The sequence below is a fragment of the Thalassobacillus devorans MSP14 genome (assembly GCF_000496835.1).
GTDB classification, from domain to species: domain Bacteria; phylum Bacillota; class Bacilli; order Bacillales; family Halobacillaceae; genus Thalassobacillus; species Thalassobacillus devorans_B.
In genome coordinates this window covers 1,101,144-1,114,237 of record NZ_KI543237.1, presented here as the reverse complement: position 1 = coordinate 1,114,237, position 13,094 = coordinate 1,101,144, and the positions used below count along the sequence as shown (strand labels likewise).

Annotated in this window: 11 protein-coding genes; 8 read left to right on the top strand and 3 right to left on the bottom strand. The window is 42.7% G+C overall.

What is annotated here, in order from left to right; translation table 11 throughout:
• Window position 1: 1 nt before the first annotated feature.
• The 7 genes from walK (at window position 2) to P855_RS0115600 (ending at window position 7,797) form a co-directional block, all read left to right on the top strand.
• Window positions 2-1,834, top strand: coding sequence for a cell wall metabolism sensor histidine kinase WalK (gene walK / locus P855_RS0115630; RefSeq protein ID WP_028784450.1), 1,833 nt, complete (start codon window positions 2-4; stop codon window positions 1,832-1,834).
• Window positions 1,831-3,180, top strand: a complete 1,350-nt coding sequence (locus P855_RS0115625; protein ID WP_028784449.1) for a YycH family regulatory protein — start codon at window positions 1,831-1,833, stop codon at window positions 3,178-3,180. Before walK ends, P855_RS0115625 begins: the two co-directional genes overlap by 4 nt.
• A complete protein-coding gene (locus P855_RS0115620; RefSeq protein ID WP_028784448.1) occupies window positions 3,161-4,081 on the top strand; it encodes a two-component system regulatory protein YycI in 921 nt (306 codons plus the stop codon). Before P855_RS0115625 ends, P855_RS0115620 begins: the two co-directional genes overlap by 20 nt.
• Window positions 4,082-4,101: 20 nt before the next feature.
• Window positions 4,102-4,899: an MBL fold metallo-hydrolase gene (locus tag P855_RS0115615; protein ID WP_028784447.1), complete on the top strand. Its 798-nt coding sequence runs from the start codon at window positions 4,102-4,104 to the stop codon at window positions 4,897-4,899.
• Window positions 4,900-4,975: 76 nt separating this feature from the next.
• A complete protein-coding gene (locus P855_RS0115610; protein WP_028784446.1) occupies window positions 4,976-6,199 on the top strand; it encodes a S1C family serine protease in 1,224 nt (407 codons plus the stop codon).
• Window positions 6,200-6,594: 395 nt separating this feature from the next.
• Window positions 6,595-6,906 carry an MGMT family protein gene (locus P855_RS0115605; RefSeq protein WP_028784445.1) on the top strand — a complete coding sequence of 104 codons (312 nt, stop codon included), beginning with the start codon at window positions 6,595-6,597 and terminating at the stop codon, window positions 6,904-6,906.
• 48 nt (window positions 6,907-6,954) lie between these two features.
• Entirely contained in the window at window positions 6,955-7,797 is an 843-nt protein-coding gene (locus P855_RS0115600) for an MBL fold metallo-hydrolase (protein WP_037986122.1), read from the top strand.
• Between the two features lie 130 nt (window positions 7,798-7,927).
• On the opposite strand, the gene P855_RS0115595 is transcribed toward P855_RS0115600, so the two are convergent.
• Window positions 7,928-9,346: an alanine/glycine:cation symporter family protein gene (locus tag P855_RS0115595; protein ID WP_028784443.1), complete on the bottom strand. Its 1,419-nt coding sequence runs from the start codon at window positions 9,344-9,346 to the stop codon at window positions 7,928-7,930.
• Between the two features lie 202 nt (window positions 9,347-9,548).
• Window positions 9,549-9,746, bottom strand: coding sequence for a cold-shock protein (locus tag P855_RS0115590; RefSeq protein ID WP_028784442.1), 198 nt, complete (start codon window positions 9,744-9,746; stop codon window positions 9,549-9,551).
• A gap of 465 nt (window positions 9,747-10,211) precedes the next feature.
• Here P855_RS0115590 and P855_RS21150 point away from each other — a divergent pair, with 465 nt between their 5' ends.
• Window positions 10,212-11,969 carry a glycoside hydrolase family 3 protein gene (locus tag P855_RS21150; RefSeq protein WP_051353253.1) on the top strand — a complete coding sequence of 586 codons (1,758 nt, stop codon included), beginning with the start codon at window positions 10,212-10,214 and terminating at the stop codon, window positions 11,967-11,969.
• Window positions 11,970-12,007: 38 nt separating this feature from the next.
• Here P855_RS21150 and P855_RS0115580 read toward each other — a convergent pair whose 3' ends face one another.
• Window positions 12,008-12,883 (bottom strand): DMT family transporter, encoded by an 876-nt coding sequence (locus P855_RS0115580; RefSeq protein ID WP_028784441.1) that lies wholly within the window; start codon window positions 12,881-12,883, stop codon window positions 12,008-12,010.
• Window positions 12,884-13,094: the final 211 nt, after the last annotated feature.

Genomic DNA, 13,094 nt, shown 5'->3' with positions numbered 1-13,094 from the left:
AATGAATAAAGTCGGTTTTTTCCAATCTGTGCGATTAAAGCTCATCCTTGTCTATATTTTGCTTCTGTTGTTAGGAATACAAGTGATTGGGGCTTATTTCGCACAGAATTTGGAAAATAATTTAGAGCAGAACTTTAAAAATTCAATCAATGAGCGCGTTCAATGGCTTACTTACAGTCTTACCCAGGCTTTTGAGAATGAGATGGAACGGACGGATGATGAGGTTACATTAGAAGAAGAAGTCCAGGGAATTCTGGGGGACTTTGATAGTAGTGACATCCAGGAGCTGTTCGTAGTGGATAAAAACAGCCGTATTTTAGCTACCTACGGACAACAATATGACCAGCAGGATAATGTAGGGCAAAAAACCCGTGATTCCCTTGTACAAAGTACCTTGTTGTTAGGTGATCCCAAGGATAAAATCTTTGTCGACGAAGATAATGACCGGATCTTTGTCCGGACTTTCCCAATTACCGTAGATGATGAAACCGTCGGAGCTATTTATCTAAGAGCCAGAATGAATGAGATATATACCCAGATGAGTGAAATCAATGGAATATTTGCTAAGGGTACATTGATTTCTTTGACTATTACAGCCCTGCTTGGGATTCTGGTTGCCAGGACAATTACACGACCGATTACAGAAATGAGAAAACAAGCCAAGAAAATGGCAGCTGGTGACTTTTCTCAAAAAGTAAATGTCTATGGATCCGATGAGATTGGTCAATTGGCAGTCACCTTCAATGATTTAAATGATAAAATCCAGCTTGCTCAAGCCACCACAGAAGGTGAGCGGAGGAAGCTTAGTTCCGTATTGTCTAATATGTCGGATGGTGTAATAGCAACAGATCGTCTCGGAGCTATCACTTTGATGAACAAGCCTGCATCGAATTTGATTGGCCAGAGTTTTGAGGATGTTCAAGGACAATCTTTGTTTGATGTATTGGATCTTAACGATCAGATTACTGATATCTCAGAAGTACAGGACACCGGTTCAATGCTGGTCGACATGAGTACAGACGAACAATATATGGTCCTTAAGGCTAACTTTTCTTATGTGTTAGATGAACGACAGAATATGAATGGGTTCATAACAGTGATCAGCGATGTAACGGAGCAGGAGAAAGTCGAGCGGGAACGCAGGGAATTCGTTTCGAACGTATCCCATGAACTGCGCACGCCTTTGACTACGATGAGAAGTTACTTAGAAGCGTTGACAGAAGGAGCCTGGACGGATAAAGAGATTGCACCAAGGTTTTTGGAAGTAACTCAAAATGAAACAGAGCGGATGATCCGCCTGGTCAATGACTTACTGCAATTATCCAAAATGGACAGCAAAGGGCATGAATTATTCAAAGACCGTGTGGAATTCACTGAGTTTTATCATCATATCATCGACCGTTTCGAGATGAACAAAGAGGAAGGCATTACTTTTGAAAGAAACCTTCCTAAGGAAGCGGTATATGTATGGATGGATAAAGATAAGATCACGCAGGTCATGGATAATATCATTTCCAATGCGATCAAGTATTCTCCAGAAGGAGGAACCATCCGTTTTTGGACCAAAAAATATAATAACAAACTTCAGATAAGTGTCTCGGATGAGGGGATGGGAATTCCAGCAGAAAAAGTCGATAAGATTTTTGATCGATTCTATCGTGTCGATAAAGCCCGTACCCGGAAACTTGGAGGCACAGGGCTCGGCCTTGCTATTGCCCGGGAAATGATAGAAGCCCACCATGGACAAATCTGGGCAGAAAGCAAGGAAAACAAAGGAACCACCATCCATTTTACATTGCCGCTTGTGAAAAAGAAGCGGAGGGGTAGCACATGAATTTTGAAACCTTAAAATCTATCATATTATTTATTTTAATTATGCTCAGCTTGTTTTTGACCGTTGCTTTATGGAACTATCAGCCCAATCATGACAGAGTAGAAGATGATATGGGAGTAAACACGGATGTCGGTGGGCTGGAACAGACGATGACCGATATCATACAGCCGAGTAATATCGTCTTTCATACTTCGACCGGCGATTACGGTTTTAAAAAATCTCAGGATGAAGCGCTCTTCTATCAGCAAATGCAAAACTGGACACTTTACAATTTTGAGCCTGCCAAAAATGGTTTTCCAGAAGGGGAAGTGATGTCAGAAGTAGTATTTCCGACTGGTTTGCCAATCCAGACACTTAGCAGCATTTTTACAGTGAGTGAAGAGGAGCAGGAAATAGGGCTTCCTGCCGGAAATTTCAAACATATATTTTTTATTATGGATGAAAGTAAAGAGTCCATCACCGAAGTGAGGTTCGTATCCAAGGATGGAGAAAATGCCATTCGTGCCCAGGTACAGGCTACTGATGCATTTGCCAATTTAATCTCTCAACATCAATCTTTAGAAAATAAACAAGCATTGATTAAATACGAAAATAAAAATACACGAATTTTTATACCGAAAAACGAAGTGATAATGACCGATCATTTCATTTCCGTCACCCCTTTAGAGGTAGAACCATTATTGCATGCCCTTTTTGATGACGTCTCCCGAGTGAAAAAAAGTAAACGTAGTGATGGGACAACCAGTTTTTCTGATTATGACAGTGAGATGATAATAGCAGAAGATGGAAAAAGCATGAGGTTGGAAAGAGCCTTATTTGGAAAAGGGACATTTCTGAATAACTATGAACTGATTTCTGAAAGTATGGCAATGGTCAACAATCATAAAGGATGGACAGATGATTATTACTTGTTTGATCTAGATACTTCCAATCATCAGGTATCTTATCGGATGGATTACGATGGCTACCCTGTACTTTCACCAAGCCGATTATCAGAAATCACTGTCCAGTATCGGCAGGAGGAGTTATACAGGTATAAGCGCCCTTTGTATGATATTAAGAAAGTATATGCCCAGGAGGAGGACGAAAGAAAGATTGTCCTGGATTCCGGTGAAAGTGTCTTAGAAGTATTGGAAAATACACCATCTATCAATCAAGAGAAAATCCAGGATATATCCATCGGTTATCGTTTAATTCCTTCTAACCCTGGAAAACAGAACATTTTTTATACCTTGATGCCTGCCTGGTATGTTAAGCAAAATGGAAAATGGGAAAATATCAGTGAAAAGTTAGAGACCATCCCATTAACGAAAGGAGCGGATCAGGATGCAATGGGGGCAAATTAAAACATTATTTATCCTGAGCTTTCTGATCCTGGATCTCTTCTTACTGCAGCAATTTTTAACCAAAACCGATGATACCGAGCTCGAACAATTAGATGAGAACACTTCTGCTGCAGAGCAGTTAAGCCTTGAAAATATCGATATCTCCGATATACCAGAAGAACAACCTCCGATGGCTTTCATTAACGGCAGGAGAGCGGATTTCACGGAAGAAGACTTGAAAGCCCTTGAAGCGATGGAAGGCGTTGATCCCCAACTGGATACTCAAAATCCGAATTCACTTTATGTAAAACTAAAGGAACCGATTCCGATTGGGGAGGAGGATGACGGCGAAGCAATTATGGCTAAGGCAGAGGATTATGTCATCTACGATGATCAGTATTCCTATTGGGGTAAGAATGACGAACATGATGTCATTTTGTTTTTTCAAAAAAGCAATAATAGTACGATTTATTTCAATGAAAGCGGACTACTGATGTTTTTAGTTGAAAATGGTGAAATAACGGGATATTATCAGACCAGGCTTGGGGATATTGAAAAAGAAAGCGAGAAATCGGAACTGCTTCAGCCTGTTCAAGCCGTATATCAGTTATATGATAATGGAGAGATAAGCTCTGAAGATAAAATTACTGATATGATAGTAGGCTATCACTCTCAAATTCAGGGGGATTCGAATGGTATCCAAGTATTCGCCCCGACATGGAAGATTACGGTCAATAATGAAGACATTCATTTTGTAACAGCAACAACAGAAGGAAGAGTTGTGGAAGTGAATGAAAACGAATTTATTACGAAGGCCCTGCAATCGGCAGGAATTGAGAGAACTCAGGATGTTAATCAGGCAGAAAGCGTTCAAGAGCCAGAGTCCGAATCTGCACAAGAGACGGAAAATAATAATGAATAATTTAGATGGAGGGTCGTTGAATGACCTTACGTTTTAGCGTGTTAGCTTCAGGAAGTACGGGGAATGCTTTTTATATAGAAACAGATCAGGAAAAGATTTTAGTGGATGCTGGATTAAGCGGCAAAAGAATTGACCAGGCGATGCATGAGGTCGGCATGGATCCAAAAGAACTTACTAAAATTTTAGTAACTCATGAACATAGTGATCATATCAAGGGATTGGGTATCGTGGCACGGAAATATAATTTGCCGATTTATGCAAATGAGAAAACGTGGCATGCTATGGATGGTTCCCTTGGTAAACTTACCCTGGATCAAAAGTTTCATTTCGGGATGCAAGAAGTGAAGAGTTTCGGTGATCTTGAGGTTGAATCGTTCGGAGTTTCTCATGATGCCGCAGATCCAATGTTTTATACATTCAGGCATAATGGGAAAAAAGTTTCATTGGTCACCGATTTAGGGTATGTGTCAGAACGTATTAAAAAAACCGTAGAAGATGCGGATGCCTATATTTTTGAATCGAATCACGATGTTGAAATGCTGCGGATGGGAAGGTATCCGTGGAATACCAAACGGCGAATCCTTGGTGATTCCGGCCATGTGTCCAATGAAGATTGTGCCCTCGCTTTGACTGATATTATAACAGATCGAACAAAGCGTATTTATTTAGCACATTTAAGTCAAGATAACAATATGAAAGATCTTGCCCGTATGTCTGTCAGCAATGTGCTGAAAGAAAGAGGGTTTGAAGTAGGATCCCGTGTAGAGCTCCATGATACCGATCCTAAACAACCCACGCCTTTATATGTGGTTGGGTGAATGCTGATTATATGCTGAAATTTTTCTAAGGGTAGTACGGATATTCCATTATAAATAGAAAGGAATGGTAGAGCATATGGGTTATTATGACGACCATTCTCCTCAGACTAGACAGCATAAGAAGAAAAAGAACTGGGTAATGCCTACGATCGTAGGGATTATACTGGGTGCTGTGTTGGTGTTGCTGGCACTTCCTGCATTAATACAGTCCAACTTACTCCCTTATGATATGACTATACCAGAGGATGAAAGTGGGCTTGTAGATGAGGATCAGAATTTGTCGGGTACCACACAAAATGTCGAGGTGGATGTTTCCACTCAGGTTACCGAAGTAGTGGAAAATGTCGCGCCCGCAGTTGTAGGGGTAGTCAACATGCAGTCCCGCTCTAATTTTTGGCAGGAACAGGAAGAAGGAGAGGCTGGTACAGGCTCCGGAGTCATTTATAAAATCGATGGGGATACAGCCTATGTGGTCACCAACCATCATGTCATCCAGGGAGCAGACAAAGTGGAAGTAGCGTTAGCCGACGAAACAAGGGTTACTGCTGAAATCGTCGGTAGTGATTTGTTTACCGATCTGGCAGTGTTGAAAATGCCGGCTGACAAGGTTGAAAAAGCAATTCCTATCGGTAAGTCGGAAAATATCAAAGTGGGTGAGCCTGCAATTGCGATCGGCAGCCCATTAGGTCTACGGTTTTCCGGTTCGGTTACTAAAGGGATCATCAGTGGAAAACAACGGGCTATCCCACAGGATTTCAACGGCGACGGACAAGCCGATTGGCAGGCGGATGTCATCCAGACGGATGCAGCCATCAACCCCGGCAACAGTGGGGGCGCATTAATCAATATAGAAGGACAGCTGATCGGGATCAATTCGATGAAAATTGCCCGTTCTGCGGTAGAGGGAATCGGTTTTGCTATTCCGATCGACGAGGCTAAACCTATTATTGATGAATTAGAAAAAGAAGGCAAAGTAACACGCCCATTCCTGGGAGTAGAAGCTTATTCCATTGCTGATGTGCCGAAGAGTGAAAGACAAAATACGTTACAGCTTCCAGAAGAAGTGGACGGTGGCGTATACTTACGTTCTGTTGAACCTATGTCTCCTGCTGCGAAAGCTGGATTGGAGCAGTTGGACGTCATTACCCAATTGGACGGGGAACCTATTCAAAATATTATTGAACTTCGTCAGCACCTTTACCATGAGAAAAAAGTTGGAGAGGAAATGACAGTCACCTACTATCGCAATGGTGAAAAACAAGAAACCACGGTAACACTGGCCGCACAAGAAGATTTTTAAATCATTGTAAAGCTGTCTCTTTATCCAAGGGACAGCTTTTTACATACATAAAATTATCCACAAGTTGTGGGTATCATGAGGATAAATGATATATATATAGTAGCGAACATAAATTCCTATACTAAATAACTGGTATGACCTGTGAATATGTGTATAACTTCTGTGCATAACCTGTTTACATCGTATGAAAATTTGTGAATAAATGAAAATCAACACCATGTGTTAATAAGTCTGTGGATAATTGTTAGTAAGTCTCAGAAAAATTAAAAATTTTACACGTGTGGATGATTTATTATTAGCTATTAGCAATTAGTTAAATTAATGCATTTGGATAACGGTTAACTTACTGAATTGTAATTTTGGTTATGATCAATTTGTCATTAAAGGAGGCTGTCATGGAAAAATTCACAAAGAAAGTCATTCACCTCATCTCATCTATTCCGGAAGGGAAAGTGATGACCTATGGACAGATTGCCAAGCTTGCCGGCAGCCCTCGCGGTGCGAGACAGGTTGCACGTGTTCTTCACTCCTTGAGTCGAAAATATAAGCTTCCCTGGCACCGTGTGGTCAATTCGAAAGGACAAATTGCCATTCGGGATGAAGAAGCTGCAGAAGAGCAAAGAATTCGCCTGGAAAGTGAAGAAGTCAGGGTGGAAAAGGAACGGTATGTTGATTTGAAGGTATATCAGTATCATCCTCACGTTTAATAAAAATGATTTTTAGGAAGAGAATAACTAACAAGAAGGAAGGAGGGAATGAGAGTGAAGGATAAATTGATACCCGTGACTTCTGTAAGAAGCGGCACCGAACAGCCGTTGACACCTGATATTCACTGCCTGCCGATTCAGGTGGTTAATGTTTGTTTTGTCGGGAGTCCGGCTCATCCGCAGGATTGGGTATTGGTGGATGCAGGCATGCCTAAGTCTGCTGATGAAATTTTAGCTACAGCGCAGGAGCTTTATGGAGAAAATAACAGACCGAAGGCAATCGTCCTTACGCATGGCCATTTTGACCATGTAGGGGCAGTCGAGGAGTTAGTGGACCATTGGGAGGTCCCCGTATATGCCCATGAACTGGAACTGCCCTACCTTACCGGTAAATTGGATTATCCGGAGCCCGATACCAGTGTCGAAGGCGGTATGGTAGCAAAAATGTCACGGATGTTCCCTAATGAAGGCATTGACCTTGGAACCCATGTTCATATGCTCCCTGATGATGGGACGGTGCCATTTATGCCAGGATGGCGATGGGTGCACACACCAGGCCACACCCAGGGCCATATTTCTCTGTTTCGGGAATCTGATCGTTCGCTGATTGCGGGGGATGCTTTTGTAACGGTAAAACAGGAATATTTATTCAAAGTACTGACTCAAGAGCAAGAGATCAGCGGTCCTCCTCGTTATTTGACAACGGATTGGACGGCCGCCTGGGAATCAGTAAAGAAGTTGGAAGCACTGAAGCCAGAACTGGCTGTCACGGGGCACGGGCTTCCTATGAGCGGGGACGAATTGACCCAAAATCTTGCCAGATTGAATCGGGACTTTGACAAAATAGCTATCCCTGATTATGGGCGGTATGTAGAGGAAAATAAAAAATAAGCCGGAGCACTGGGCCCCGGCTTATTCTATGTGAGAATACTTAGAAGTAGTAAATATATTGGAAAAGTCGCAAATATACTGGTGAACTCGCCAATGAAAAACTATCTCACTAATAAAATTCTGACCTGCCTCAGTTTGTGTCTTTGGCTTGATCGCTGAATAAGGTGACGCCAGGCTTACCGCCTTTCCCACGATAGATCCGCTCAACATAATCTTCCGTAATCGCTCTGATGTCTTTATACATGAACAGCACTGGAAAGATGTTGAACAACACCGCCGCTGCCAGCAGTAAATCAAGGAACTGCCATACGAACTGGAGACCGCCGATGGCTCCCAGGTAAATAGAAATGACATAGAGGACACGCATCCCTTTGGAAGCTTTCAGACCGAATAAGTACTCTGCCTGCTTTTCTCCATAGAAAATGATGACTCCTACCGTGGTCAGTACAAAGAACAATAAAAAGATAGCGACAAATGTACCTCCGAATTGTTCGCCGAAAACATCGGCAAATGCGATATTCACCATGTTGGAGGATTGATCGGCGCCTACTTCTTTCCAGGCTCCGGAAGTCAGGACAGCTAGTCCGGTTACGGTACAAATGACAATCGTGTCGACGAAGACACTGAAAATCCCCCATAGCGCCTGTTTACTTGGATGATCGGTTTGTGCGGCAGCATGAGCGACTGGACCTGTACCAAGTCCTGCTTCATTAGAGTATAGACCTCGTGCGACTCCCCAGCGAATAGCCTGAGCAATCCCGGCACCGGCAAATCCTCCAGCTGCCGAAATCGGGGTGAAAGCATTAGCGAAAATAAGGCCAAAAACGCTGGGGATGGATCCTATGTTCGCGAAAATGACAATGAAACAAACAATTAAGTAAGATAATACCATAAATGGGACCAGTTTATCGGTTACTTTCCCAATACGCTTAATTCCTCCGAAGATGATGACACCAATCAACGCGGTGATGATGAGGCCCGTAATCCATGCCGGCCACCCAAAAGCCCCTTCTACTTGGGTGGCAATGGAATTGGATTGGACCATGACACTCGGAATGATTTCAATCATGAGGAAAAAGGCGAATAAGGCCGCGATTTTGTTCCAGCCTAAGCCTTTTTTGATATAATACTGCGGTCCTCCTACCCAGACTCCTTCTTTGTTCAATTCCCGGTACTTGAGCCCGAGCAGAATTTCCGAATATCTCGTTGCCATCCCGATTAAGGCAACCATCCACATCCAGAAAAGGGCACCGGGGCCGCCCATGGCAATAGCAAGCGGAACTCCTACAATGTTAGTCGCTCCAGCCGTCGAGGCAAGGGCAGACGTGAATGCCTGGAACGGGGTGATGGTTCCTTCGTGCTTGTTCTTCTTGAATATTTGCCCGATTGTCCGTTGAAGTACGTGACCGAAAAATCGGAATTGGAAAAACTTAAGTTGGACAGTCAAGAATAAGCCGCCAATGATAAGGATGATAGCTAAAACGTAAGTCCAGAGGAAGTTTGAGATATCAGCTACCCCTGTTTCAATCAGAGTAATCAGGTTTTCCATGGTTAAGCTCCTTCCATGTTATCGGTGTTAGTAGTTGCTTACCCGATTTTCCAATTGGTAAAGCGTTATATATTTACCAGTATGGTAAGGGAAAAAAGAAGGAAAAGAGCTGTATGACGGGCCAGATAAGTACGATTGAATAGATAGGCATTTTGCAAACAAAAAAAGGACCCCTATACAGGAGTCCTTTTTGTAACGTCAATTACTTTTGAACGTTAGCAGCTTGAGGTCCACGTTGACCTTCTTCGATATCGAAAGTTACTGTTTGACCTTCTTCAAGAGTTTTGAAGCCTTCGCCTTGAATAGCAGAGAAGTGAACGAATACATCGTCTTGTCCTTCTACTTCGATGAAACCGAAACCTTTTTCTGCGTTAAACCATTTTACTGTACCTTCTACCATGGTAATTCCTCCTGCGTGGCTATGCCACATTGTATTACTCTTCTTGCTCTTCATATTCATTCAAGACGAAAACACTTTTCTTCTTTCACTCATATCCGAACAATAATAAGTGCTCTAAGCATAGCACCTGAATGCAGGAAAAGCAAGCTTTGCGCCCAAAAACTTTCATATTAGTGTGAATGCGACAGTATTCGATTCCATTAGACATGAATTCTTCACTAAAAAGGATGTCTATTGGCTGGGCGCAGGGAAAAGAAATCTATTTCGCAATTCCTCCATTCGTCGTATTTTTTGACTGATCCTTAGTGCATAAGCAATGCGTTAATTGTATGAATTTAACATTTTCTGTCAATTGGTATAGACCTCTAGGCTGCAACCTTGCTATTCTGATTTTAATACTTTTGCAAAGGAGGGAAAGGGTTACCGCTGGAAAATCGTTTTAAAACATATAAGGAGGTCTTCAAATTGAAAAAAGTATTAGCATCACTCAGCTGTTTCATGCTTGTTTTTTCACTTTTGATTCCTGCCGCTACTGCTAAGACGACTCCAAAAGATTATCACCAGCCAGATCCTGAAGCTGAAGAGGCGCAAAATGGAATGATCAAACGTATCATCGCTCAAATGACGGATCGGGAAAAAATCGGCCAGCTGGTAATGCCTTCTACCTTTGATGATGGGACAGGTATGCCAAATGAATTCACGAAACGAGCGATCCAGGAGTATAAAGCAGGATCAGTGATTGTTTATGGAAAGCGTACGGCGGACCATCAGGCAGCCTACAATAACCAACTGCAGAAATGGGCCGCAGAAACGGATAAAAGCATTCCGCTCATCATCTCAGCTGATCTTGAATATGGCGCGTCTCAACGTGTACCAGAAGATGCGACTACTTTTCCTAGGCAGATGGGAATCGGTGCAACGAACAGTATAGAGAATGCAGAGCTTGTTTCCCGTATAACGGGAAAAGAAGCGAGAGCGATGGGATTCAATTGGAATTACTCTCCTGTTGCTGATGTGAATACGAATCCTGAAAATCCAGTTATCGGAGTGCGCTCCTTTGGGGAAGACACAGAGCTGGTAGCGAAAATGACAGCTGCACAAGTAATTGGAAACCAGGCAGAGGGCGTCATGGCTTCAGCGAAACATTTTCCAGGCCATGGAGATACTAGTGTCGACTCTCATTATGGGATAGCAAGGGTATCGTACGATCGTGAAACGTTGGAGGAAATTCATCTGCCTCCTTTTCAAGCTGCAATTGAAGCGGGTACTGATTCAATCATGACTGCCCATGTCATTGTCGATGCGATCGATCCGGAACTTCCTGCGACCTTATCGAGAAAAGTGCTGACAGGACTTTTACGTGAGGATATGGGTTTTGATGGCTTAATTGTAACAGATGCGATGAGCATGAAAGCCATTGATGACCACTGGGGAGCAGGGAACGCAGCTGTTCTTGCGATCAATGCTGGAGCTGATATCATCATGGCGACAGGAAACCAGGAAGATCAGATAGAAACCTTTGAAGCGTTATATGACGCTTATAAAACTGGTGAAATTTCCAAGAAGCGGGTCCATGACTCTCTGGAACGGATTTTAGCGAAAAAGTTTAAATATAATCTATTCAATGAAAGGTTAGTAGATCCGGAAGAAGCTCTGGATATCACTCATACACCTGCTCATAAGCAAGCTGCATCCAACATAGCGATCAACTCCATGACATTGCTTAAAAATGAAGGAGTGCTTCCTTTTGATAATCAATCGGAGCAAACAACATTAGTTGCCGGAACGAAATACATTAAACAAATTGCAGAAAAGGTTGAAGAAAAATCGAATGGTCAGGTCATGAGCTGGGCGGCTCCAAGCACAAACCCTGATGCCACACAAATCCAGGAGGCGGTCGCACTGGCAGAGGCAGCGGAACGCGTGATTGTACCGACGTACTCAGCAAGCGTGCTGCCTGAAGGACAAGCTGACTTAGTGAAAGCACTTAATGATACCGGGAAGCCTGTCGCTGTCGTTTCACTAGGCCTGCCATATGATATCAAGGAATTTCCGGGAGTAGATGCTTATCTTGCTTCGTATGCACTGGACAGGTGGGGTACAGCGAACCCGACTGCCTGGACCGGAGCAGTAGATGTAATTTTTGGAGAGAATCCAGGAGGAAAGCTGCCAGTCAATATCGAAGGTCTATACCAAATGGGTTCAGGGTTGACATATGAATAACCAGTGAAAAACGGCGTGTCCTTAAAGAGGACCGCCGTTTAGCTTTGTTTTTGCTGATATTTTTTATCGAGCTGGTTGTTTTTGATGAACATGTATAATAATGCTCCAAAGATGATGATATACCCCGTGATGCTCATCATATCAGGTACCTGGTTGATAACGACGATACTGATCAACGTAGAAAAGACCACGGTTGAATAGAAGAAAATCGAGATTTCCTTCGCAGGGGCAAATTTATAGGCAACGGTGATCCCGAATTGGCCCATCGTAGCGAACACTCCTGCTAAGAGGAGATAAATCAGCTGCTGCATGGTCATCGGTTCCCAGAAGATAATGACGAATGGCAGCAGCGCCACGGTTGTGAAAAAGGAAAAGTAGAAGACAACCGTATAAAACTTCTCTTTATTGCCAAGAATCCGAAGCACCGTATAGGCTCCCGCAGCAAATACGGCTCCGAGAATCCCGCCTAAATAAGGTACGATATCCACGGAAAATTGCGGCTTGATAATAAACAGTGTTCCGATAAAGGCGATGACGATCGCCACCATTTGGAATAATTTCACACGTTCTTTTAAGAAGATGGCAGAGAAAATAATCGTCAGAAACGGACTTAATTTATTCAGCATATCCGCATCGGATAAAACCAGTTCATCGATCGAATAGAAAAACAGCACCATGCCGAGCATCCCCATCGCTGATCGTATGAGCAGGTACTTCTGGTTTTCCCTTTTTCCGAATAGCCTTTCTTTATAGTACATCACAAATCCGAACGATATAAGGACGGAAATGATGTTCCTGAACCACGTTTTCTGCACGGTAGGCAAGTCGCCTGACAGCTTGACAAAGGCGGCCATCACCGAAAAACCAAACGCTGATATCAATAACAAGATGATTCCTTTATTTCGATCTTTCATAAGCTTCCTCCATCTATTTGAAAGAATTGATGATGTTACATGTTACACACTCTAACCATCCTAATACAAAATTAACCCCTGGAAAAGTTTCTTGCTTTATGTAAGTATTTATAAGTTTCTCTGATCCAACCCTCCATGTATGAAAACCATTAATAGTGCTTCATCTTGGTAAAGAACCTCTTAATCTAGTACACTTTTAATAAACGTCACT